Origin of the sequence: Nostoc sp. (assembly GCF_036917555.1) — a bacterium.
Classification (GTDB): domain Bacteria; phylum Cyanobacteriota; class Cyanobacteriia; order Cyanobacteriales; family Nostocaceae; genus Nostoc.
Genome location: NZ_JBALDD010000063.1, coordinates 462,897 through 487,565, shown reverse-complemented (window position 1 = coordinate 487,565; position 24,669 = coordinate 462,897). Strand labels below are relative to the sequence as shown.

Genomic DNA, 24,669 nt, shown 5'->3' with positions numbered 1-24,669 from the left:
CTGACAGTAGAAAAAATTCGACCTGGTTGGGATAATTTTGCATTCCAGCCAGATCGAATAGATCAATTAGAGTTACTTTTAGCAATTAAAAGTAACTTTTTTATATTTAGGATAGGACTATTGAATGACACTTTTGCGACGGCGAGACATAACCATGCCAGCACCAACTAAACCCAAACCTAGCATTGTGGTTGGCTCAGGAACACTAACTGCTTCGAGAGTTAAGTGGTAAGTGCTTGAATTTCCATTAAGAGAAGCACCCAAATTGCCTGTCGCAATAGTTTTTCCTTTGAAATTAAATGTCCCCGTAATCCCATCAAATTCGTCATTAATGTTACTGTTCGATTTCCGAGTTCTGGTAACTACAGAATCATCTAGATCAAAGGTAAGAAGCGCAGTAGTACTACCCAGGGTTCGGAATCCGAAATCAATGAATGGAGTGTAAATGCCTGTAGAGTATGAGTATGTAGCGCTTGTGGTTGTTCCCACTGTTGGTAGATTAGCTATCTTGGTTAAATTTAGAGTGTTAATTTTAATACCTGAGCTTAAGTTTGGTAAGAAGGCTGCAAAATCATCGTAAGTATCATCAACATGAACAGTCTTAAATCCAATACTAGTATTTTTTGGATTGACTCCATCAGAAAGAACGACAGATTTACCACTAAGACCAATACTCCCGTTCAGGCTCACAGCTTGAGCAGAACCCGCAGAGGTAAACAACCCAGCAGTAGCCAAGGGGATTGCAAAAGTAGCAGCCAGAGTAGCGTTTACTAATTTAGATTTTAAATTAATCATGATCCTTTGAGAGTCCTAATAATAATATGGAACAGAGAAATTGATTGCTTGACTTTTACTATCAGTAATCTATTTAAAATACTGTCAGTGAAAGCGAAACTTGTGTGATGTATTTCTTATCTCCATAGAATCACATAGACTTAGAACCTGCAATATTTACTGAGTGGTCTTCATCACATCTTCAACGAATAAATCGTCTTCATAAAGTTTTAATTTCTTACATATCTGCGCTTCGTATATCTCTGACTCTCTATGGTTGAAATTCTTGGCAATAGCTCTAACTTTAAGAAAAACTATTTACGTAACAATATAAAATAAGTGTATTTTTATATTGTTAATAGCTAAACTCTATTTTAGATAAATGGAGTATGAAGTGTATCTATAATCTTTCTAATTACTAAATATTTAGTGAAACGGTTCCTCTCATAGAATAAATGGGAGGAACCGCTGCATTTGTTTACTATAGATAGTCTTGGTTATCAAATTGAATGTTTGTAACAAACAGCTAATTGCTAGCTATTATCGCTGTTCTTAAATATGTCAGATTTTTCAAATGCTAAGAGCCAAATACCTGTGGCCAGGTTGTCACAACAAAAACTACAACGGCGGCGATCGCTAACAACCCTTGAATCAAATTTCCAACCAAAGACCCGACTACAATTCCTATACCTGCTTTAACCGCCAACCCGAATTCACGTCGATAAAGGTACTCACCAATAATTGCTCCCAAAAGCGGGCCTAGTAAAATTCCTAACAGTGGTCCTCCAAAAGGTAAAGTTGGCAATAATCCCAAAAACCCTACCACCAAACCAACAATTGCGCCAATTTGCCCCCACTTGCTAGCTCCAGCTTGTTTTGCTCCCACATAGCTAGCTAAAAAATCCACTCCGACACTCAGCAGTAAAACTAGAATTGTCACAATTAGTGGAATTTTGATAGCTGCAAAGGAACTACTAACGATACCCCAGATGATAATTGCAATTAAAATTAAGCTGCTACCGGGAATGGCTGGAACTACAGCACCAATAATACCCACAACCATTACAGCAACTAATAGCCAATAAATAATTTGCATAGATCAATTGTAAACTTCCAAATTTTCTCATAGAGGCGCACATCTGTGCGCTCCTACTGTTTATTCTATCTGGGTAAGATAGCGAAAAATGCCTAGTACAATGTGGTGCAAGTTTGCCTAATGCTTCTAAACTGCTATTTAAAAGCTCAAAACCTATGACGAGAAAAATATTAACTGGACTAAGTTCTGAAGCCTACGAGCACCCCTTTGATCGCAAAGCCTTGGCTTCTTTGCAAAATATGCCTGGTGTCTCCCTACTACTCAAAAAAATTAACGAATACGGTATTGATCGCCTACTAAGACTGCAAAGCCTTGGTAGTGAAATTAGAATTTCGCCGCGTAATTTTCCCCAATTACATCAAACATTTGTAGAAACCTGCCAAATTCTTGATGTTGCTCCACTTCCTGAATTGTATCTATTTCGAGGCACAGGTCACATTCAAACCTACATTGTTGGCGTGGAAAAACCCCTTGTCGGTATCAATTTAGATGCAATGGAGTGGCTTGGTGTAGATGAGTTGGTTTACGTTTTCGGACACGAAATCGCTCGTATCAAGAGTAAGCACATGATTTATCACCAAATGGCAATTGTTATGCCAACGTTGAAAAATTTGTTGAGCAGTACCACACTGGGATTCGGTGGCTTAGTAGCTGGTGGAATGGAATTAGGTTTGTATAATTGGCGGATGATGGCTAGGTTCACTGCCGATCGGGCTGCAATGCTTGCTTGTCAGGATATTGACGTAGCAACTACTACATTGATGAAACTCGCGGGTTTACCAGATGAGTATTTGACTACTGCTGTAATTGAAGATTTCCTCGTCCAAGCTCGTGAGTTTGCATCCAATAACTTTGATAGTGTGGATAAAGTTACTAAAATATTAAGCTATACAGAGCCTGGGCTTTCTTGGATAGTTATGCGAACTGGCGAATTATTAAAATGGGTTGATTCAGGAGCTTATGATAATTTAATTCAACAGGCAAATTTAAAGACACCGGAAGAATTAGAAGAAAAAGAAGGAAAGACACCAGAAGAAAAGGAAGGTTGGAATTTTTTGACTTCTTGGTGAGTTAATAATTCGTAATTCGTAATTAACTTATAGATACGAGCAAGTCAATTTGAGGTAATAATTACAAATTACGAGTTATTCTTACAGATGATAAACCTAAATTTAGGCTAAGTCGCTTGGTTGGATAAATTCGAGTGAAGAGTAACGGCTAATTTATCAGCAATTCCTGCAATCCAGTTTTCATCTTGTTTGGTGTAACTTCGAGGAGCATTTGCTCCCAAAATTAATGCACCTTGGTTGCCAATAGGTTGACAAATTACACCTTGAGTATTTTCTGGTAAATAATCAAATTCAACCCTACCTGGATATATTTTTAACGCAACTAAATAAATCGGTTTTTGTTTTTCGAGTACCTGTTTTAAGATTACTCCTGGCACAACTTCAGATTTAGTACTCAGAATCCCGCGACGCAACAAAACTTTACCTTGATAAAAAACCACAAGCGATCGCGTTACTGTATTAGTCAACAATAAATGAGATGCCCAGGCTAGCTCTGTTTTCACGGCTTCGGGTAAATCTGCTGCGAGTACAAAACCTTCTTCTCCAATTAGTTCTACAATATCAGGCGATCGCGGCTGAACTTGCTGCCAAATTAAACCCGTCAAAATTAACACTGCACTCAAAATCACGCCCACTACATCACCACGCGATTGAGACTGGGTTAATTCGGGTGTCAATAAACGGTTAATCAATAAAAGTACAGCGCCCAGCCCACCCACGACAATGGGTAGACGCCGCAAAACTCGATTAGGATCAGGTTTAGTCATCCTTGAGTAAAGTTATGAGTTATGAGTTATGAGTTATGAGTTATGAGTTCAAGAAGGTTTTTAACTCCTCACTTCTAACTCCTCACTCCTAACTATTCTCACTCCTCCCCTGGTTCAATAATCCGCTGGAAAAGATAACCAGTACCCCGTGCGGTGAGAATCAATTCTGGGTTGCTAGGATCATCTTCTAATTTTGCCCGCAAACGTGATATATGCACATCTACTACGCGGGTATCTACATGACGTTCTGGTGTATAACCCCATACTTCCTGCAAAATTTCTGAACGAGAAAAAGCTTCTCCAGAACGACTGACTAACAACTCTAACAAGCTGAACTCCATACCTGTCAATCGAATCCGCTCATCGCCTTTGTAGACTTGTCGCTTATTCGTATCAATTTTAATATTAGCGACATGGATTACCCCAGAACTGGGAATTCCAGAAGCACCGTTTTTATCTACTCGCCGCAGCACCGAGCGAATCCGGGCTTCTAGCTCCTTGGGGGAAAATGGTTTAACTACATAGTCATCAGCACCTAATTCTAATCCGGTGATGCGATCGGCAACATCACCCAAGGCTGTTAGCATAATAATGGGGACATCTGATTCTTTTCGTAATTCTTGACATACACCATAGCCGTCTAGCTTTGGCATCATTACATCTAAAACTACCAGGTCAGGCTCTGTTTTGCGAAAAGTATCTAAAGCTTCTTCCCCGTCGCCAGCTGTCACTACATCGTAGCCAATCATGGAAAGGCGTGTTTCCAAAATCCGGCGAATGCTGGCTTCGTCGTCTACCACCAAGATTTTTTCTTTATGGCTTTCCAAGTTTCTCTAGGCTCCTTAACTAAAAATTTACATGATTAATTTTTAATACCATAATATTAAGATATCATTCCATGAATTGATTTGGAAAAAGCTCTAAATACTACTATTATTAGTTTTTAGTTTTTTTCAAGAATTAAGTAAATATTAAGATTATTTAATAAGATTTAAGAATGGCAAAGCCAAAAACCTTTTTCACTTGTAACGAATGTGGAGCAGAATCGCCCCAGTGGTTTGGTAAGTGTCCAGCTTGCGGCACTTACAACTCGCTTGAAGAACAAATTTCTATTCAATCCTCAGTAGATGTACCCAGTCGGGGAGGAGTGAGTAGTTGGCAATCAGCTCAAGGCAATGGTAAATCTCACGCTAAACCAGCTAAAGCGAGAGCCTCTTTAACATTTGATCAAATTACCGATCGCCAAATTGCCCGTTGGGAGTCTGGTTATGAAGAATTAGATCGAGTGCTTGGAGGCGGGGTTGTCCCTGGCTCTATGGTGCTGATTGGTGGCGATCCAGGTATTGGTAAATCGACTTTATTGTTGCAAGTATCTAATCAATTAGCACAGAAATACCGCATCCTTTACGTAACTGGTGAAGAATCGGGACAGCAGGTAAAATTACGAGCTTCCCGGTTGGGAGTATCAAAACCCCTAAGTGTGGTGAATGAGGAGAATGTTAAGGTAGTAGTAGATACTACACTTCCTATAGACCCTGACAGTATAGGTGCAGATTTATATGTACTGCCAGAAACAGATTTAGAAGAAATTTTACGCGAAATAGACTCTCTTAAACCAAATGTGGCGGTGATTGATAGTATTCAAACGGTGTTTTTTCCGGCGCTGACTTCTGCACCAGGTTCAGTAGCTCAGGTACGGGAATGTACCGCAGCACTGATGAAAGTGGCGAAGCACGAAGATGTCACCATGCTGATTGTGGGACACGTCACCAAAGAAGGAGCGATCGCTGGGCCAAAAGTTTTAGAACATTTAGTCGATACAGTGTTGTATTTTGAAGGCGATCGCTTTGCCTCACATCGGTTATTACGGACAGTCAAAAACCGCTTCGGTGCAACTCACGAAATCGGCATCTTTGAAATGGTGACAGATGGATTGCGAGAAGTCTCCAATCCCTCAGAGCTATTTTTAGGCAACCGTGACGATCCAGCACCAGGTACGGCAATTGTGGTTGCATGCGAAGGCACTCGTCCGATAGTTGTGGAATTGCAAGCTTTAGTTAGTCCTACCAGCTACCCTTCCCCTCGGCGGGCTGGAACTGGCGTAGACTACAACCGCCTAGTGCAAATTCTCGCCGTCTTAGAAAAACGAGTGGGAATTCCGATGTCAAAGTTAGATTCCTACGTTGCTTCTGCGGGTGGGTTGAATGTGGAAGAACCGGCGGTAGATTTAGGAATAGCGATCGCAATTGTAGCTAGTTTCCGTGATCGCATAGTTGATCCCGGTACAGTATTAATCGGTGAAGTTGGGTTAGGTGGACAAGTGCGATCGGTTTCCCAAATGGAACTGCGGTTAAAAGAAGCTGCTAAGTTGGGATTTAAAAGAGCGATCGTGCCAAAAGGGACAAAATTTCCCGACTTGAATATTGAGATATTACCAGTATCCAAAGTCATAGATGCAATTATCGCCGCCATCCCCCATCAAGAATTGACAGCAGACGATTTAGAACCCGATGAAGATGAGTAACTGCTGGGTACTGGGAAATTGTTCCAAATTTTCGCAGGGTTCAAAGCAAATTCTATAATTTTTACGAGTAAAAACTCAGTCCCTAATCCCCAATCCCCAGTCCCACTCACTTTTACACACCCAAGGAAAACCCACCATGACAGCCCTTACCCAAGACTACCAAATCACTTGGGAAAAACTACCTGATGATTACAAACTCCCAGATGATCCAGTGGACAACATCAATCAACCAGCATTAGCTGCTGCACTCACGGAAAGCCTACAATTAGCCGGAAAAATTTCAGCTAACGCCCTAACTCCAACCAATTACGGCATTTGTGCCACTCTAAACAACAAAATAGTCATTAAAGCGCCTGATTGGGCTTTCATTGCCAAAATTAATGTTAGTAGAGAAGAAGTAACACGCAGTTACACACCTGAATTACAGGGTGACATTCCCGTAATTGTGATGGAATTTATTTCCGATACACAGGAAACAGAATATTCTATCAAAGCGACATATCCCCCAGGAAAATGGTTTTTCTACGAGCGCATCTTAAAAGTGCCAAACTACATCATCTTTGAGCCAGATAGTGGCAGTATCGAAATATATCGCTTACATAACACAGAACATTACATTTTGCAGGATACTGATGAAAATCAACGCTACTGGATAGTAGAAATGAATCTTTACGTTGGGGTGTGGCAGGGTACTCGTGAAAACCGCACAGAAAAGTGGTTACGATGGTGGGATGAACAAGGAAACCTTTTGCTTTGGGGTTCCGAGTTAGCCCAACAGGAACGCCAACGCGCCCAACAGGAACGACAACGCGCTGAACGACTAGCAGCACAATTGCGGGCGGCGGGAATTGAGCCAGAAGATTAGACTTCCTGTAAATAATTTAGGTTTGCTAGATCAGCAAAAAATTTGCTAATCTAGCATTTTTTTTATAAAGATGAAATTTTAAATAATACCAATTACAGCCAAAAGTGGAGAGTATTTTTGTTAATTATTATTGCTAATACTATCAAAGCTAAGACTAATTTGTTCCCGTTAAAACTTGAAAATATTATTAACAATTTTCAAGTTTGCAATTGATAAGTATAAAATTATACTTTAATTTAAAGGCATGATAAAAGCGATCGCCCAATCCCGCAAAGAAGAATGCGTAGGCGTAGCCCGTCGTAGACAATCTTGCGAAAAATCGACGCGGCAAGTTGCGAGTTTTCAAAACTCTCAGAGAACAAATCCTCAACGATCCCGCCTGGATACCGCATCAAAGTAGACTCAAGCGAGACTTTAAAGACAAAGCATTACGCTCAGGAGTCTTTTTTGATACGCAGCATGATTTTCTGCTCTTGAGGAATCACCTGCACTAAAAATTTTGATAGCTGATGCCGAAGCAGCTATCTGATAATGATATAGGTTCTCAGAAAGATTAATTTTTGAGAGCGATCGCATATTTAGCACTTGAAATACATATAATATTTCTTTCAGCAAGTCTATAGCAACCTCAGTTTTTATGAAAAACCATAATGTCACGCTATATCCTTACTGTTCCTCAACTCAGTTTCAATTGGGTTACTAAGGGGAAAATAAGGTTCAGCAGCAAATCTAAAAGGCGATGCCCTGAACACTTGCAGATATTACCGCAGACACTGATATATGTTGCGGCGGTTAAAATACTTAAGTATGAGTAGTATGATTAAACTACTCAGGTTAAAATTGTCTATTTGGTAACACAAGACCATCAGAAAATTGTAGAAAAGTGTATTTCCTTGGCTCGATAGTGGTGTTAACCTCAATTTAAAGGATGTTATCAGCCTTTATCTGCTAGAGTTTCTGACTTTCAGCAAATTAGATAATTTATCAAGAACAAAATCGCTAGGAGTGCGATGATGATGTCACAGTCCCCTATGACAAGACCAGAAATAGCTGCTGGAACTCTAATCGATAACCGCTATATTATCCAAAAACTTCTAGGACAGGGAGGATTGGGACGAACTTACTTAGCATTTGACACTCGTAGGTTTAATGAAGCCTGTGTTCTCAAAGAATTTGCACCCATTGGCACAGGCGAAAGTGGACTGGAACAATATCGTAACTTATTTAAAAGAGAAGCAAAAATTCTTCATCAATTGCAACATCCTCAAATTCCCAAGTTTTTGGCTTGCTTTGAAGGAGATGGTCGGCTATTCCTAGTACAAGAGTATGTTGACGGTAAAACATATTCAAGACTCCTAGGAGAACTTCAACGTCAAGGAAGAAATTTTTCTGAAGACGAAGTTATACAGTGGCTAAAGAATCTGCTGCCTGTTTTAGAATATGTCCATCAGCACAACATCGTCCATCGAGATATTTCTCCTGACAACATCATGTTACCTGATGGCAAGGATCTGCCAGTGCTGATTGATTTCGGGGTAGGCAAGCAAATGGCTGACATGAACGAGGGGAGAAGTTCCAACCAACAGGTAACGTTTGTTGGCAAAATGTCCCTCGTAGGTAAAGTGGGATATGCTCCCCGCGAACAAATCAGCCTGGGTTTATGTTCACCCTCTAGTGACCTTTATGCTTTAGGTGTAACTGCTATTGTATTACTCACAGCTAGAGATCCATCTTTACTAATGGATCAATACTCACTTGAATGGAACTGGCGTGATTATACCTATGTTACTGATGGGTTTGCTCAAGTACTTGATTGCATGTTGGAAGATAGACCTAACAAGCGGTACCAAACAGCCAGCGAAGTTGTTCGAGATTTAGAGCGTATTGGAGAACCAGAAGTGGCAATGTCTTCTGCAATCATGGTTGATGATTTGCCAGCCACGGTATTTAACCCTGAATTTCAGGCTATGTCGGTCATATCGCAGTCATATAATCAACCTGAAGAAACAATTTTTAGTTCACCTACTAGTCCACATACTGGGCAACGAATTGAACAACAACAATCTTCACTTCAACCAGCATTTATCAAACATTGTCAGCAAGAATTAGCCTACCACATTGGTCCAATGGCAAATCTGATTATAGAAGAAATACTAGCTCACAATCCTTATATTTCAGCTGACCAATTTATTGAACTTGTAACTAAGGAAATTCCTAACTTTCAAGCGGCTTTTGAATTCAAAAAAAACTTATTCTCATAGAAATTTAGACATCACGAATTGAGGAATAATTTTTAATCTTGTAGCTAATTCTGTGGGTTTAAGTCAAGAGAGCCAATAAAAGTAACAAAGTTTTTTGGCAGGGTCTAAATACCCATTATAAAAATTAATTATGTTAGCATGACGCAAAGCTAGCCTGTATACTTATATGGGAATCTTGCTACACGCAACGTCTTCTAGAGAGCGTCATTACGTTAACGTAGCGGTAGCTAGTCCGCGTCCCCTGCTCTTAAGCAAGCTAAATGTAGCGTCTCGTAGAGAGCATAATTACGAATTATTGTAATCGTTTGTACCTCCTTGAGTACGTTTGATTCTTTTCATCGCCATTTCTAAACTTAACTGCATCCGTTTAAAGGCTTTAGCTAAATTACCAATTTCATCATTAGACATCTGCTCAAATTCAACTTCCATGTGTCCGGTACTAACTTCTTCGGCTATGCGAGTCATACGTTTGAGAGGCCTCACAACTTGTCGATTCAAGAACAAGTTAACTAACAGGATAGTCGCTATAAATATAGCTGATACAATCAAGATAATTAGTAAGGAAGACTGATTTGCTTTGCTGATGACATTCTTTGCAGGTACTGATATAATCTGAGCGCCAACAATTTCATTAAACTTCCACCCAAATCCATTAGCAGCACCATAAAGACTAATCATACTTTGAGGTGCAGCTTCAGGTACACTATGACAGACTAGACAACTTTGTTCAGAAACTGCTAAGGGGCGAGCAATATAAAAGATATCCCCACCAGGAATTGAGCGAAATCCACTAACTTCTTTAAGGTCTGATTTATTTCTGAACTGTTCTACAATTTCCGTTTCAAAACCGTCAGCCTTATCCCGAAGATTTGTGGGATTGAGAGTTGCTTCTTTATAAAAGAAATCACGGTAATCTGTTGTTTTCCGTAAAATTTCAAACACCTCTCGTGCTGAGTATCCAGGCACGGTTTGCGGCAAAAATTCAGTAGCCAATTTATCAACTAGCTCTGGATTCACTTGAGTACTGGTGTATTTCCGAACAGAACTCATTGTTTGGATGAGCATGAGACCAGTTGAGCTAATATCTTGTTTAGCATTCTCCCTCAGTAGAGAAGAAAGAGTAAATCCACTCAAGCTCAGACCAAATGTCAAAATTACCAGTAGCAGAATTGTAAATTTTTGTTTCAAATTGAGATTCTTTAGCATAATTTTAGATTACCTACAAGTCAAATTATTATGAACAAATATATCTAAAGTTACTGTTTACTCTAACATGAGCAATCAACTTTCATTTTTTCGTATAAAGGCATAGTTTAGCCAAAACTATCAGGGTATACCCAACTTTATACTAGTAGTAATTATTGAGGTTAATGAAAATGTTCTCTAAGTAACTAAGTACCAAAAAGCTACAACAGCAATTCAAATGGAATTCCCAAAAATTCGTGTTGGCTGAACTGAAATACCGTGCCAAAATAAATACCAGCAATTGTCAAATATTACTAATGGTGTGGAATGCAGGAAAGTCTTTATTCGGGGGACGCTACATTATTGAAAGCCAACTAGGTGAAGGCGGAATTGGCATTACTTATCTTGCCAGAAATCAACGAAATCAACAGCGAGTGATTAAAACCCTCAAAGAAGAAATCCTGAATCACCCTGCCTGGATACTCCACCGAAACAAGTTACGGCAAGACTTTCGTGATGAAGCAGTTCGGCTGGCTGTATGCCACCATCCTCATATAGTAGAAATAGAAACCATCTTTGATGAGGGGAATTTGCCCTGCATGGTGATGGATTACATCGAAGGGGAAGACTTAGCACAGCGCTTGAGGCGAATAGGGGTGCTATCAGAGGCAGAAGCATTACTCTACATCCGGCAAATTGGCGATGCTTTGACCCTAATCCATTCTAAAGGACTGTTGCATCGGGATCTCAAACCACGCAACATTATGATCCGCATTAATAAATTAGAAGCAGTGCTGATAGACTTTGGCATTGCTAGAGAATTTGTTCCTAATATGATCCAAAGGCATACAGTGTATCGTACTCCTGGTTTTGCTCCACCTGAACAGTATGAATCAGAAGCGCCGCGAGGAGAATACATTGACATTTACGCCCTAGCCGCTACTTTGTATAATTTGCTTACCGCAGTTGTGCCAACTAGTGCAGATGATAGACGTCACAATATTAATTTAGAACCACCACAATATTTTAATCCCAACATCAGCAACAGGGTAAATCAGGCTATTATGTGCGGTATGGATCTAGAGTCAACGTATCGTCCCCAGTCTGTGCAGGAGTGGTTGGATTTATTGGGTCCTGATACAGGGGAAGATATAAGCAAAATATCATCTACTTTAGTGATAAAGCCTAGACTGCAACTACCAGTACCTGTTGTATTAGATCGGCAGAACTGGCAGTGTGTACAGACCCTCAAAGGTCATTCTAGTATGGTTCATGCGATCGCCATTAGCCCAGACGGGCAATTTATTGCTAGTGGCAGTAATGACAACACCATCAAGCTTTGGCAAGTGGGTACTGGCAAGCTAGTGCGTCAACTAGGTCGTTGGTCTTCTAGTCATTCCAGTATGGTTCATTCCGTCGCCTTTAGCCCAATATCTTCAAACCTTTCTTATCAAGGCGAGTCTGGCAAATCTGCAGGAGTTGCAGAGCTGAACCGGGGAATTTTAGCTAGCGGGAGTTGGGATAATACAATCAAATTGTGGGATGTTAACACAGGTAAAGAAATTCGTACTCTCACTGGTCATGCTAATTGGGTGAATTCCGTTACTTTTAGTCCAGATGGCAAGTTTCTGGCTAGTGCCAGTGCTGACTGCACAATCAAACTGTGGCAGGTACACACAGGCATAGAAATCCAAACTTTTATAGGTCATTCTGACCCAGTTTCGTCAGTCGCATACTCTCCAAAAACGCCTGCAACCAATAGCCAGGATAGACAGCTGGTAGCTAGTGGCAGCAATGATTACACTATTAAACTGTGGCAAGTACACACAGGCAGAAACATTTACACACTCACAGGCCATTCTTTTTTTGTCAACTGTATTGCCTTCAGCAAAAATGGGGAAATTATCGCTAGTGGTAGTGGTGACAACACGATTAAACTGTGGCACATAAATACAGGCAAAGAAATTCGTACTCTCACGGGTCATTCTGATTCAGTTTGGTCAGTCGCCTTTAGCCAGGATGGACAATTTCTCGCTAGTGGCAGTTGGGACAACACTATCAAACTGTGGCACATACACAGTGGTAGAGAAATCAGCACACTTACAGGGCATTCCAATTATCTTAGATGCGTTGCCTTTAGTCCCGATGGCCAAACCCTGGTTAGCGGTAGTGATGACGACACTATTAAAATTTGGCGAAGGGGGTAGTAAATAATTCGTAATTTTTCTATAAATCTACAGATAGAACTGCGATCGCCCCAAATTTGTGACAATAATGACGGCAACCGTTATTTTTGAACAATAAAAATTATATGGGCTTTGGTATTGGTGATTTATTCTGGATTTTCCTCCTTCTGACTTCTTTGCAACCCCTTTGGCAAAAACGTCAAATAGAATATCGGCGCTTGCGTGCTTTACAAGAATTCCAGCAGGAACGCAAAAGTCGGGTAATTTTACTGATTCACCGTCAAGAGTCCATTAGCTTTTTGGGAATTCCCATATCTCGCTACATTACTATTGAAGACTCAGAACAAATACTACGAGCAATTCGCCTTACACCGCCAGATGTAGCGATTGACTTAATTTTGCACACTCCTGGTGGTTTGGTTTTGGCTACCGAACAAATTGCCAGAGCGTTAATTCGCCACCAAGCAAAAGTCACAGTCTTTGTACCCCACTATGCCATGAGTGGCGGTACAATGCTTGCGATCGCCTCTGACGAAATTATTATGGATGCTAACGCTGTCTTGGGGCCAGTTGATCCCCAACTGGGTAATTACCCCGCAGCCAGTATCTTGAAAGTGGTTGAAGATAAACCCATCAGTGAGATTGATGACCAAACCCTAATTATGGCCGACCTCTCACGCAAAGCAATTGGGCAGGTACAGCGGTTTGTACGAACTTTGCTAAAAGACAGTATACCTAAACAAAAAGTTCTGCCAGAAAATATCGAACCGATTATCGAAGCCTTGACAACTGGGCGCGTCACCCACGACTATCCCATCACTATTGAAGAAGCAACAGAAATGGGGCTGCCCGTAACCGTCGGACTGCCCCATTCTATTTACGATCTCATGGATCTGTACCCACAGCCACAAGGAGGACGACCCAGCGTGCAGTACATTCCTATGCCTTACAATGACCGCCGTCCAATTCTACCTACACCCAAAGGCAGACCCTTAGAAGAACCAAATCAGATGACTTGAGGGGCTTTGGGGTAGGAGTTTTTTGTGGCGACTAGGGTGTAGCTGTTGGTGTAGCTGTCGGTGTACCTGTTGGTGTAGCTGTTGGTGTAGCTGTCGGTGTAGCTGTTGGTGTAGCTGTCGGTGTAGCTGTTGGTGTAGCTGTCGGTGTAGCTGTTGGTTTAGCTGTCGGTTTAGCTGTTGGTTTAGCTGTCGGCTTAGTTGTTGGTTTAGTTGTCGGCTGGCTGAAGAGTGTCTTTGCTTCTTCATTCAGCTTTTGGCGAAGTGCTAAATTAGCAATTCCAGTTTCTTGCAACTGATATTTCTTCTGATACTCCTTCACCACTTCTTCCGTGCGGGAACCATAAAAATGATCGCGCGGCAGGGGAGGATTTGGCTTCACCACTACATTCAAATTTCTGTGCAGAATTTGAATGATGTTAGCAGCAAAATCTTGGGTTTTTGGCCCTGCAATACCATCAACTGGTTTTAGCTTATAACCAGTCTGAAAGTCTCGAATTGCCTTTTTAGTTTCCTGGTCTGTCAAAGCAGTATTTGTTACCTTGACGTTATAGCCTAATCCCCGCAATACCTCACGGAATTGCTGGGGCGTATAACTTTTTTGAGGGGCTGCAAAACCTGTGTCTGCAATTACCAAACTAGCAGTCATCAGGCAAGTAACAGCAAAGGTTGCGCTTGATTTTCCAAACCCACACCACATACTTAAAAACTCCTTTGGGTTAAATCAGCAGGATCATAAACGTTAACAGCTGCATTTTAAGTTTGTTTAATAACTTTTTTCACGATTATTTAATGAATTTTGAACAAATTGTGATTTTTTTTTGTTAAATTTAGCTAAAATTTAACAAAATAATTTGTGTCATCTATCAAAAGAAGTATCTTATATTAGCAAAGATACAGCGGTTATCATTTGAAGCGAATATACCCTTTTAACACTAAACTGCGGTATAAATCACATCTGTGCATTGGTGTCAACTTAAGGTGAAAGGCAGTCTCTTTACCTGTGGCTGTGCTGCAATGAGAAGTATTTTCAGCAAGAGGTTGGAAAAGAGGTTTTAAAAGAGTTTTGTTTTGGGATGAAGTACTTCTACTGGGGTCTACTCGACTGGAAATTGCTGTAATTGGTTAGAAAGGGACAAAAATTAATAAATGAAAGAATTTATGTTTTAAACACCTAAGGAAGTATCATATATTACAAAAAATGAAAAATATAAAATCTTCTAAGCAGCGTAATCTCTGGTTTGAAAGATTTATGGCAATTGCTGCCACAGTAAATTTAAGTTTAGTGTTGTTTGATTTAAGTTACGTACCTTGGCGAGATTTCTACTTGCGAAAACTTCCCCAAATTACTAAGATTTATGACCAAATCAAAGGTATTGAAAGTCATCGAGACACAAAAAGTTATCTAGAAACAGTAGACGCATTAGAAGAACAAGTTAGGCAAACAGGGTTACAGTCGTCTCAGGTAAATAGCAGGCTAATACAAATAAGTCGTCTAAGCAGCGAGATGATTGACAGTAACCCGTTTGCTGGAGCGAATAAGAGTGGGACGCTGGAAAAAATCAAACAAAGGATGCGATCGCACATCCGCAAAGAATCTGCAAAACAGTCCTTCGCTACTTTTTGGAGTCAGCCATATTTATCACAAAATGGCTGGCTTGAAGAAATTAATTTTTTTAACAAGAGCATCCGCCCTTTGATCGCCAGTAATTACTACCGCCAAATCGGGGAAAATGGGGATTTTGTTGATAAATTCTGGATAATTGACTTACCCTTTGTGATTTTATTTGGTGTAGAATTGCTGGGGCGTACCTTCTTGCTCAGACGCCAACATCCCGGTTTTAGCTGGTTAGAAGCAATATTGTGGCGTTGGTACGATTTATTTTTACTGATACCATTTTGGCGAGGGTTGCGAATCATACCTGTATTAATTCGCCTCGATCAAGCACGGTTATTGAATCTGCATCCAGTGCGAAAGCAAATTAATCAGGGGATTGTCGCCAATTTCGCCGAAGAACTCACAGAAATTGTAGTAGTGAGGGTGATTAATCAGGTTCAGGGTTCAATTCAGCGGGGTGAGTTAACAAGCTGGCTCTCGCAACAAGAAAATTTACGTCCCTACATAGATATTAATAATGTGAATGAAGTGGAAGCGATCGCTGGTCTTTTGGTAAAAACAATTGTCTACCGAGTTCTACCCGATATCCAACCTGCGATCGTTGCCATTCTGCGCCACAACATCGAAACCGTCTTCCATCAAGTCCCCGTCTACCGCAACCTCCAGAATCTCCCTGGTGTAGGACACGCCCAAACCCAGTTAAGCGAACAACTGGCGACTCAAATCACAACTAATGTTTACAAAACTTTAGTTAGCGCTGTTGAAGACCCTGTAGGAGCAAAACTCACCAGTCAATTGGTACAAAGCTTCAGTGACGCTTTAGGATCTGAAATCAAGGAAAAACACGTACTTTCAGAAATTCAGAGTTTACTTTTTGACTTCTTAGAGGAAATCAAACTCAACTACGTCCAGCGTTTATCCCAAGAAGACATAGACCAAATTATCGAGCAAACGCGGCAGCTAAGAACACAAGTATCAGTTCCTGCAGTAGTCGATAAAGGCGCTACTCTCCCAAAAATACGGGAAGGTAGGGAGAGGAGAGGGGCAAGGGAGCAGGGGAGATGAGGGGATAAGAAGAACAACCAATGCCCAATGTCCCATGCTCAATCCCCAATGCCCAATGCCCAATGCACGACTATAAAAGAAATGCGCTAAACTCGAATTAGGCGAATCATCATTTGGTTCGTCACAAGACTTCTTGGAAGATATACCTATCGCAGGAAGTGGGTCGATGCCCACTTTTTTTATTGAATTTTCTCATGGCTCATCCTTTAGTTCCACAAATTATTGATTTGGCGACACCAGTGGCAGAAGAACTGGGATTAGAAGTGGTTGGCGTGGTTTTTCACACCAACCAAAGTCCACCAGTGTTGCGAGTAGACATTCGCAATCCTGAGCAAGACACTGGGTTGAACGATTGTGAGAGGATGAGCCGTGCTTTAGAAGCCTCCTTAGATACTGCGGAAATCGTTCCAGATACATACGTCTTGGAAGTGTCTAGTCCTGGCATTTCGCGGCAACTGGTAACAGACAGGGAGTTTATTTCCTTTAAAGGATTTCCTGTCATTATCTCCACAACGCCCCCCTACGACGGACAACAAGAGTGGATTGGTCAGTTGATTCGTCGGGATGAGACAGCACTTTACTTAAATCAAAAAGGTCGTGTAGTCGAAATTCCCCGCTCCCTAATTACTAAGGTGCAGTTAGAGGAGCGCCGATAAACAAAGGGCTATGGCTCAAGAGTTAGAGACTAGAGCACCTTAGCTCAAGGCTAAAGATTAGGAACTAAGGGCTAAAGGTTAGAGGCTAGGGGCTAGAGGTTAGAGATTAGTTTAAAGCTATTCTCTAATCCCTGGCTCTAGTGCGTAGTTTTCAGTCCCTAGTCCCTAGTCCCCACTCAGTAGAGACGCGATTAATCGCATCTCTCCCCACTCCCTAATTTTTAATGGAGATTGCTTATGTCAATGGTTACTTTACCTGGATTAAAGGAATTAATTGAAAGTATAAGTCGCGAACGGAATTTACCCCGGCTTGCAGTTCAATCAGCTATTAGAGAAGCACTACTCAAAGGTTATGAACGTTATCGCCGCGCCCAAAATTTAGAGCGCAAACAGTTTGACGAAGATTATTTTGAAAATTTTGAAGTAGAACTCGATATTGAAGAAGAAGGATTTCGCGTCCTTTCCACCAAAACCATTGTTGAAGAAGTAGATAACACAGACCACCAAATTTCCCTAGACGAAGTTCAACAAGTTGCTCCCGAAGCGCAGTTAGGGGACTCTGTGGTGCTGGATGTTACCCCCGACCAAGGAGAATTTGGTCGGATGGCGGCGATGCAAACTAAGCAAGTATTGGCGCAAAAATTACGGGATCAACAGCGCCAGATGGTGCAAGAAGAGTTCCAAGATTTAGAAGGAACTGTTCTCCAAGCAAGAGTCCTGCGGTTTGAGCGGCAATCAGTGGTTCTAGCAGTTAGCAGCGGCTTTGGTCAGCCAGAAGTAGAAGCCGAATTACCGAAGCGGGAACAGTTGCCCAACGATAATTATCGGGCAAATGCCACCTTCAAGGTATATCTGAAAAAAGTCTCCCAAGGTCAGCAACGAGGGCCACAGTTGCTTGTGTCTCGTGCTGATGCTGGTTTGGTAGTTTATCTTTTCGCCAACGAAGTCCCAGAAATTGAAGATGAAGTGGTACGGATTGTTGCAGTAGCTAGGGAGGCAAACCCCCCTTCCCGTTATGTCGGCCCCCGGACTAAAATAGCAGTAGATACTCTTGATCGCGATGTAGACCCAGTAGGCGCTTGTATTGGAGCTAGGGGATCGCGAATTCAAGTGGTAGTCAACGAATTACGCGGTGAAAAAATAGATGTAATTCGCTGGTCGCCAGACCCAGCAACATACATTGCTAATGCCTTAAGTCCAGCACGGGTAGATGAAGTACGCCTGATGGACCCAGAATCGCGGCAAACTCATGTACTTGTAGCTGAAGATCAATTGAGTTTGGCCATTGGGAAAGAAGGACAAAACGTCCGTTTGGCAGCCCGTCTGACTGGTTGGAAAATAGATATTAAAGACAAAGCTAAGTATGACTATGCAGCAGAGGATACCAAATTTGCAGCCGTCAGGACAAAATATCAATCAGAGGAATCAGAAGAAGACGATCTTGAATATGAAGAAGAATTTGAGGATGAAAATCAGAACGAATTAGAAGAGGAAGATAGTTTTGACAATAACGATGATGAATAATTGATTAATTTTGTAAAGTTTTGATACTGTAAGATTGTAGTCTCAGTCTCAAGGATTATTTTCTCAAAAGCTACTTGGTATAAGTAAAAAATAGTAATAATAAACTTCTTTTTACATCCCAAATCCTGGACTGAGATCACAAAGAATTGATGAAACCAAATTATCGGCGCTGTATTAGTTGCCGTAAAGTAGGCTTAAAAAATGAGTTTTGGCGGATTGTCCGCGTCTTTCCATCGGGAAAGGTACAATTGGATCAGGGCATGGGGCGTTCTGCCTATATTTGTCCAGAAACGAGTTGCTTACAAGCGGCTCAAAAAAAAAATCGACTAGGGCGATCGCTACATGCATCAGTGCCAGAAGCGCTGTACCAAAGCTTGTCGCAACGTCTAGCCCGCAGTAATACCCAAAACCAAATTTAGTTGGAACAACTTTGTGACGTAATCATTAGAGGAATTGGGTCGAAAGCCGAAGTCGCACTTTCATCACACTCCCTGTTGAGCGTTAAGGTTAGTGCCAAAATAGTAAATGGGTGTAAAAGGCATTCGGCTCTCCAATAACGAGGGGCGAGGCACCATTCCCAGAACAAGATGTAATCGATTGTGTTGTGGAAGACTCAGAATCAACAAAACAAGAAACTACAAAATGGCAACCTGGTAGTGCTCAGGCGCAGTTCGGCGTCCAGGGTTCCTATAAAAATCTTTTATTTAAGAAATTTTTATGGGTATCACTCAACCATCATTCCTGGTGGGGATGCCATTATTAAACCGAAACATCTCTCTTTCCTGATTGGAGGCACCGGCAAAAACTGAACGGCAGTCTAAAAACAGTAATCCAAGGATGGAGATGTCGCACTCCCAGGCAACCATCCGCTAAAACTGTAAATTAAAGGGGAAGAGTGGATGAACAACGGCAAAGTTAGAATTTATGAATTATCAAAGGAATTGAATTTGGATAACAAAGAGCTACTAGCAATTTGCGACCAGCTCGATATTGCGGTCAAAAGCCATAGCAGCACGATTTCAGAATCCGAGGCAGAAAACATCCGGGCGGCAGCAGAAAAGCTTGCAGCTACGAATGTGTCAGCCAAAAAGGAACTAGGTACAACCAGCCATAAGCCAAATTCACCACCCAACGGCGGACGTAACCGACCTGCTGCACCCCACAAACAGCAAATTTTGGAAATACGCAAACCCAAAATATTGAGAAATACTACTTCCAACGCCCCAGAGGCGTCACTTGCTAACAATACCCAAGCTGCCTTGTCTGAAGCTAATCCTCCCTCTCCTCCACGGCCTTTCGCTACACCAGTCTCACCCCTGAAACCGGCAGCACCAACTCGACCTGTGCCCCGGACTCAATCTGAGACTCAAGAGCAACCTTCGATCGCTGACTTGGAACAAACGCCTAATCCAAATCCGGCGTCGGAAAAAATAGCATCCCAAAAACCGGAAAAAATAGTTCCGCCCAGACCGAAATCGGAAAAACCGATCAAACCACAACTAGTTGCTCCTCCAGCCAGACCTGAGGCAGAAGAAGCCCAAGTGGTAGATGAGCCGCCAGGATCTCAGGCAGATAAACCGATCCTCAAACGCGACCAACGGCTACGACCCGCGGAAGGCGATCGCGAGCAAATTAAGCCAAGAGTCGCTAAACTGCCAACAGACCAGTCCGCACCATCTGCACCACAAAGAACAAGTCGTCCCACCCCTTCACCCAGCAGACCAGAGCCGAGAGGCAATAGACCGTCTGCACCATCACAACTGGGAGAGGGACAAAGACCCAGACCAGCACGTCCAGGTGAAGCAGTAGCAGCCGCAATGCCGATCGCTACTCCACCCAGACAGATGTCAGGCACAGCGGGTAAATCTCAAGGATTGGGTGATGAGCCAGTCACACCTGATCTCCTCGATTTGAAACGCCCAAGTCCGCCTCGACCGACCAAAGGCGGCAAAAAGTGGGTAGAAGAGGAAATAATTGACGAAGTTAAAGAGAAGGCAAAAGCTGGCGTCAAAGGCAAGCGAATCAAACCCATACTTGATGATGAGTTTGAAGAAGATTTGCTGGATGATGACGATATAGATTCACCAGCCATAGTTCAAGTCAGCCTTTCTATCGCTCGTCCTCCCAAACCGAAAGCGACTCGACCTGTACAGATGCCAGGTGCAACCCTTGCTAGCGCCCCAACTGCAAGAGCCAGAAAGTCTGGTTCCAGGTCTGGTTCCAAGTCTGGTTCTGGGCGCGACCATCACCAAAACCGTCGCCAAGAAGCCGAGACAAAGCGCGATCGCCCCGAAAAAGTGACGATCACAGGGCCGTTGACTGTGCAAGAACTGTCTGACGTTTTAGCCGTTCCCGATACAGAGATTGTTAAAATCCTGTTCCTTAAAGGTATGGCGGTGAGTATCACTCAAAATCTAGATATTCCCACAATTACCCTGGTAGGAAAAGAACTAGAAATAGAAGTTGAAACCGCCGAACGAGAAGCAGAAGCTCGGAAAATTACGGAAATGGTCGGTGCAGAAGACCAAGAATATCTCCACCGCCGTCCGCCAGTCGTGACAATTATGGGTCATGTAGACCACGGTAAAACAACTCTGCTCGACTCAATTCGCAAAACCAAAGTGGCTGCTGGCGAAGCTGGCGGTATCACTCAACACATTGGTGCTTACCATGTAGATTTGGAACATGAGGGCAAACCTCAGCAGATAGTCTTCCTGGATACTCCTGGTCACGAAGCCTTTACAGCTATGCGGGCACGAGGAGCGCGGGTAACAGACATTGCCGTCTTAGTAGTGGCTGCTGATGATGGTGTCCGTCCCCAAACCATTGAAGCCATTAGCCACGCCCAAGCCGCAGGAGTACCAATTGTTGTTGCAATCAACAAAATTGACAAAGAAGGGGCACAGCCAGAGCGGGTTAAACAAGAACTGACCCAGTATGGTCTGACATCAGAAGACTGGGGCGGTGAGACAATCATGGTTCCCGTGAGCGCCATCAGAGGTGAAAATCTGGATACGCTCTTAGAGATGATTCTGTTGGTAGCAGAAGTTGCAGAACTATCTGCCAACCCAGATCGTACCGCCAAAGGAACTGTCATTGAAGCACATCTGGATAAAGCTAAGGGAGCAGTTGCTACCCTGCTAATTCAGAATGGCACCCTGCATGTGGGAGATATCTTAGTAGCTGGCTCGGCCTTCGGTAAAGTCCGGGCGATGGTGGATGACAGAAGTAAGAGAGTAGACATTGCTTCTCCTTCCTTTGCTGTCGAGGTACTAGGTTTAAGTGATGTGCCAGCAGCCGGCGACGAGTTCGAGGTCTTCCAGAACGAAAAAGAAGCCAGAGCGCTCGCTAGCGATCGCGCAGACAGACAACGCCTATCCCGCCTATTACAAGGACGTGTTACCCTTACAACCCTGTCGGCTCAAGCACAAGAAGGCGAGTTGAAAGAACTCAACTTGATCTTGAAAGGAGACGTACAAGGTTCGGTGGAAGCCATTGTGGGAGCGCTCAAGCAAATCCCGCAAAACGAAGTCCAAATTCGGATGCTGTTGGCTACGGCTGGAGAAATCACCGAGACAGATATCGACTTAGCAGCTGCCAGTAACGCTGTAATTATCGGCTTCAACACCACCTTTGCCAGTGGCGCTAGACAAGCCGCCGATGAAGCAGGTGTCGATGTCCGGGAATATAACGTCATCTACAAACTCCTAGAAGATATCCAAGATGCCTTGGAAGGTCTTTTGGAACCAGAGTTGGTGGAAGAACCCTTGGGTCAAACCGAAGTCCGTGCCGTCTTCCCAGTCGGTCGTGGTGCGGTTGCCGGTTGCTACGTTCAATCTGGCAAGTTAGTTCGCAACTGCAAAGTCAGGGTGCGACGTGGTGGTAAGGTGATCTTTGAAGGCGTCCTTGACTCCTTAAAACGGATGAAAGAAGATGCTCGTGAGGTCAACGCCGGTTATGAATGTGGTGTCGGCATAGATAAATTCAATGATTGGGTTGAAGGTGACATCATCGAATCTTATCAGATGGTTACAAAGCGCCGCACTCTCACCTTAACGAGATAGTGTTGAGGGTAAAATTGTTAGAAGTTAGGAGTAATAAATTAGGAGTTAGGAGTTAAAGGCTGCTAATTCTTAACTCCTAACTCTTAACTCACAACTTTTTTATAATATGCATTCATTTCGCTCTGAACCTATTTTGTGGATTCACGTCGCTGGATTGGCGACGTTGCCTGTTTTTTTAGTACTCTGCTTATTGTTTTTGTCTGTAGGCGAGCCATTTTTGCCAGTCTGGATGGAGCTATTCTTAGTTGCCGCCATTGGTGTTCTCCCCCTGCTATGGATGCAGTTGCGTCGCCCCTTTTATATATTTGCTCTTTTAGGAATAGCTCTAAAGCCAGAGAATCTGACTGAACGGCAGCGGAAAATTCTCTGTTTAATTAATACAAAATTAAATCGTATCCTGGCATTAGTAGCAGCAGTATTGTCAGTTTGGATACTGTGGAATCTTTACCAAATTGCCCCATTAGTCGCAAATTCAGCTAAATTCCTCCCACAATGGCGCAGCCTTGCACTAGTGCTTGCGGGATTGGCCTTTTTGGGCAGTAATCTATTTTTACAAATACCTGTGAGTGTAATGCGAGTTTTGGTGATTAATGAGACAGAATTCGCTGGCATTGAGCCATTATCTTTAGAAAAGATTAAGCAAGATTTCACCATTTTAGGAGTGCGGGTTAATCAAATCGTGCCCCGATTATTGCAATCCTTGTTTAGGATAAATACAGATTCATAGTAGCCCCTAAAGTATATGACAGCGGATTTCAAGTTGGTAAGGTACACGGGCTAAGTCTGTTACCCAGGTATAAAGCGTGTTTTACTCCTGAATTCTGAATTCTGCTGTATTTCACTTTAAAGGGCTAGAGAGAAAAGCAGGGGAGGCAGGGGGCAGCACTTCTCTACGAGACGCTGCGCGAACGGCTACGCTCAGTGACCGAGGAGCAGAGAAGAATAAATAACCAATGCTCAATGCCTAATGTCCAGTCACCGTTGAAGTTTAAAATAAAGGAATAAGGAACTATGGCTCAAATTCCAGCTTCTAGCGATCGCCAATTTTCTGCCGATACTGAAATTTGGTATAGCCTCAAATGTGCGATCTCCACTAGTTCAGGTTTTCAACGTTGGCAACTAGAACGCGATGCTCAATTGCATGGAATTCGCTTGGAACAGCAGGTACAGCGGTATTTACGAGAAACTTTAGAAACTTTAGCTTACTAAACACCAAATAAATCTTGTAAGCTTGTTTGCAAGCGGCGGAGTTGACGGTATGCACTCTCCAAGCGATCGCCATCAACTTCCATTTCATTTGTGGGATAATTCTTAATAATTTCAATCAGCGACACTTGCCCGTCTTGATTCGCAGCAAGTACCAAAGCGGCTCGTAAAGCTTGCCGATTTGCTCTTTGAGACGGTGTAGAAATAACTTGACTAATTTGCTCCAAAATAATATTTCCAATCTGGCTATTCAATACTTTATCTAAAAATACAGGATTTACCTTTATTGGCTTTGTTAAATACTGACGAATGGCTTTGGGGTCTTGTCGCGCCAAAGCTAAATTAACTTTTAGTAAACCTGAAAGTTCAGCTGTTTGGGCAAAGGTGGATAGTTCCTTTACAGAAAGTGATTCACGGAAGATACCATACTTTAGCACTATTCGTTCTGCTGCAAAGGCAGGAGTGGACAAAAACAGAAGACAGATAATGCTTACTAAAACTAAGACGCGACATAGCCCTAAAAGATTAAAATGCATTTCTCTCGATTTCCAATAGGTTTGCTTTTTTTTGTGATGATATTCCAGCAGAATTAATTGCAGCATCTCGCTTTAGGGAATACTAAAAATCGCCTCATCCCCATAGTGCCCCTAAGAAAATTTTCTGAATAACAGAATATAACTAATGTATAAGTTCTGTGACCTATCTAGGGAATTTAGCTGAATCAGTGCTAATCATCCAGTATAGTTTGGCATGGGTTTTAGAGCAGCTATAAGGCTGTTATCTTTAACCTTG

The 24,669-nt window shown here is 42.3% G+C and carries 20 protein-coding genes; 13 read left to right on the top strand and 7 right to left on the bottom strand.

Features of this window, described 5'->3' with window-relative positions; genetic code table 11:
* Positions 1 to 117: 117 nt before the first annotated feature.
* Positions 118 to 795: a PEP-CTERM sorting domain-containing protein gene (locus V7K60_RS24740; protein WP_334929239.1), complete on the bottom strand. Its 678-nt coding sequence runs from the start codon at positions 793 to 795 to the stop codon at positions 118 to 120.
* A 556-nt stretch (positions 796 to 1,351) separates the two neighbouring features.
* Positions 1,352 to 1,870 carry a DUF456 domain-containing protein gene (locus V7K60_RS24735; RefSeq protein ID WP_334929237.1) on the bottom strand — a complete coding sequence of 173 codons (519 nt, stop codon included), beginning with the start codon at positions 1,868 to 1,870 and terminating at the stop codon, positions 1,352 to 1,354.
* 155 nt (positions 1,871 to 2,025) lie between these two features.
* On the opposite strand from V7K60_RS24735, the gene V7K60_RS24730 reads away from it, so the two are divergent.
* A complete protein-coding gene (locus V7K60_RS24730; RefSeq protein ID WP_334929235.1) occupies positions 2,026 to 2,940 on the top strand; it encodes a M48 family metallopeptidase in 915 nt (304 codons plus the stop codon).
* 107 nt (positions 2,941 to 3,047) lie between these two features.
* Here the strand turns inward: V7K60_RS24730 and V7K60_RS24725 are convergent, their stop codons facing one another.
* Both V7K60_RS24725 and rpaB read right to left on the bottom strand, forming a co-directional pair.
* The gene (locus tag V7K60_RS24725; RefSeq protein WP_334929233.1) at positions 3,048 to 3,707 is read right to left on the bottom strand and encodes a cofactor assembly of complex C subunit B; all 660 of its coding nucleotides are present in this window, start codon (positions 3,705 to 3,707) and stop codon (positions 3,048 to 3,050) included.
* Positions 3,708 to 3,805: 98 nt separating this feature from the next.
* Positions 3,806 to 4,534, bottom strand: a complete 729-nt coding sequence (gene rpaB, locus V7K60_RS24720; protein ID WP_292866575.1) for a response regulator transcription factor RpaB — start codon at positions 4,532 to 4,534, stop codon at positions 3,806 to 3,808.
* A gap of 170 nt (positions 4,535 to 4,704) precedes the next feature.
* On the opposite strand from rpaB, the gene radA reads away from it, so the two are divergent.
* The 3 genes from radA to V7K60_RS24705 all read left to right on the top strand — a co-directional run bounded on the left by radA (position 4,705) and on the right by V7K60_RS24705 (position 9,357).
* On the top strand, positions 4,705 to 6,231 hold the full coding sequence (radA, locus tag V7K60_RS24715; RefSeq protein WP_334929231.1) for a DNA repair protein RadA: 1,527 nt from the start codon (positions 4,705 to 4,707) through the stop codon (positions 6,229 to 6,231).
* A gap of 136 nt (positions 6,232 to 6,367) precedes the next feature.
* On the top strand, positions 6,368 to 7,096 hold the full coding sequence (locus tag V7K60_RS24710) for a Uma2 family endonuclease (protein ID WP_334929229.1): 729 nt from the start codon (positions 6,368 to 6,370) through the stop codon (positions 7,094 to 7,096).
* 1,016 nt (positions 7,097 to 8,112) lie between these two features.
* Entirely contained in the window at positions 8,113 to 9,357 is a 1,245-nt protein-coding gene (locus V7K60_RS24705) for a serine/threonine-protein kinase (RefSeq protein WP_334929421.1), read from the top strand.
* Between the two features lie 285 nt (positions 9,358 to 9,642).
* Here the strand turns inward: V7K60_RS24705 and V7K60_RS24700 are convergent, their stop codons facing one another.
* The gene (locus V7K60_RS24700; protein ID WP_334929227.1) at positions 9,643 to 10,563 is read right to left on the bottom strand and encodes a Tll0287-like domain-containing protein; all 921 of its coding nucleotides are present in this window, start codon (positions 10,561 to 10,563) and stop codon (positions 9,643 to 9,645) included.
* 296 nt (positions 10,564 to 10,859) lie between these two features.
* On the opposite strand from V7K60_RS24700, the gene V7K60_RS24695 reads away from it, so the two are divergent.
* Together V7K60_RS24695 and V7K60_RS24690 are read left to right on the top strand one after the other, a co-directional pair.
* Positions 10,860 to 12,749: a serine/threonine-protein kinase gene (locus tag V7K60_RS24695; protein ID WP_334929419.1), complete on the top strand. Its 1,890-nt coding sequence runs from the start codon at positions 10,860 to 10,862 to the stop codon at positions 12,747 to 12,749.
* Between the two features lie 104 nt (positions 12,750 to 12,853).
* Positions 12,854 to 13,747: an SDH family Clp fold serine proteinase gene (locus V7K60_RS24690; RefSeq protein ID WP_334929417.1), complete on the top strand. Its 894-nt coding sequence runs from the start codon at positions 12,854 to 12,856 to the stop codon at positions 13,745 to 13,747.
* A gap of 31 nt (positions 13,748 to 13,778) precedes the next feature.
* Here the strand turns inward: V7K60_RS24690 and V7K60_RS24685 are convergent, their stop codons facing one another.
* The gene (locus tag V7K60_RS24685) at positions 13,779 to 14,444 is read right to left on the bottom strand and encodes a peptidoglycan-binding domain-containing protein (RefSeq protein ID WP_334929225.1); all 666 of its coding nucleotides are present in this window, start codon (positions 14,442 to 14,444) and stop codon (positions 13,779 to 13,781) included.
* Positions 14,445 to 14,945: 501 nt separating this feature from the next.
* On the opposite strand from V7K60_RS24685, the gene V7K60_RS24680 reads away from it, so the two are divergent.
* The 7 genes from V7K60_RS24680 (at position 14,946) to V7K60_RS24650 (ending at position 23,880) form a co-directional block, all read left to right on the top strand.
* The gene (locus tag V7K60_RS24680) at positions 14,946 to 16,427 is read left to right on the top strand and encodes a hypothetical protein (protein ID WP_334929223.1); all 1,482 of its coding nucleotides are present in this window, start codon (positions 14,946 to 14,948) and stop codon (positions 16,425 to 16,427) included.
* Between the two features lie 194 nt (positions 16,428 to 16,621).
* On the top strand, positions 16,622 to 17,083 hold the full coding sequence (gene rimP, locus V7K60_RS24675) for a ribosome maturation factor RimP (protein ID WP_334929221.1): 462 nt from the start codon (positions 16,622 to 16,624) through the stop codon (positions 17,081 to 17,083).
* Between the two features lie 237 nt (positions 17,084 to 17,320).
* Positions 17,321 to 18,607 (top strand): transcription termination factor NusA, encoded by a 1,287-nt coding sequence (gene nusA / locus V7K60_RS24670; protein WP_334929219.1) that lies wholly within the window; start codon positions 17,321 to 17,323, stop codon positions 18,605 to 18,607.
* Between the two features lie 149 nt (positions 18,608 to 18,756).
* A complete protein-coding gene (locus tag V7K60_RS24665; protein WP_334929217.1) occupies positions 18,757 to 19,026 on the top strand; it encodes a YlxR family protein in 270 nt (89 codons plus the stop codon).
* 480 nt (positions 19,027 to 19,506) lie between these two features.
* Positions 19,507 to 22,671 carry a translation initiation factor IF-2 gene (gene infB / locus V7K60_RS24660; protein ID WP_334929215.1) on the top strand — a complete coding sequence of 1,055 codons (3,165 nt, stop codon included), beginning with the start codon at positions 19,507 to 19,509 and terminating at the stop codon, positions 22,669 to 22,671.
* 106 nt (positions 22,672 to 22,777) lie between these two features.
* Positions 22,778 to 23,398 carry a low-complexity tail membrane protein gene (locus V7K60_RS24655; protein ID WP_334798988.1) on the top strand — a complete coding sequence of 207 codons (621 nt, stop codon included), beginning with the start codon at positions 22,778 to 22,780 and terminating at the stop codon, positions 23,396 to 23,398.
* A 284-nt stretch (positions 23,399 to 23,682) separates the two neighbouring features.
* The gene (locus V7K60_RS24650) at positions 23,683 to 23,880 is read left to right on the top strand and encodes a hypothetical protein (RefSeq protein ID WP_012412012.1); all 198 of its coding nucleotides are present in this window, start codon (positions 23,683 to 23,685) and stop codon (positions 23,878 to 23,880) included.
* Here the strand turns inward: V7K60_RS24650 and V7K60_RS24645 are convergent.
* Positions 23,877 to 24,479, bottom strand: a complete 603-nt coding sequence (locus V7K60_RS24645; protein ID WP_442944463.1) for an alpha/beta hydrolase — start codon at positions 24,477 to 24,479, stop codon at positions 23,877 to 23,879. The genes V7K60_RS24650 and V7K60_RS24645 overlap by 4 nt on opposite strands.
* Between the last annotated feature and the right edge of the window lie 190 nt (positions 24,480 to 24,669).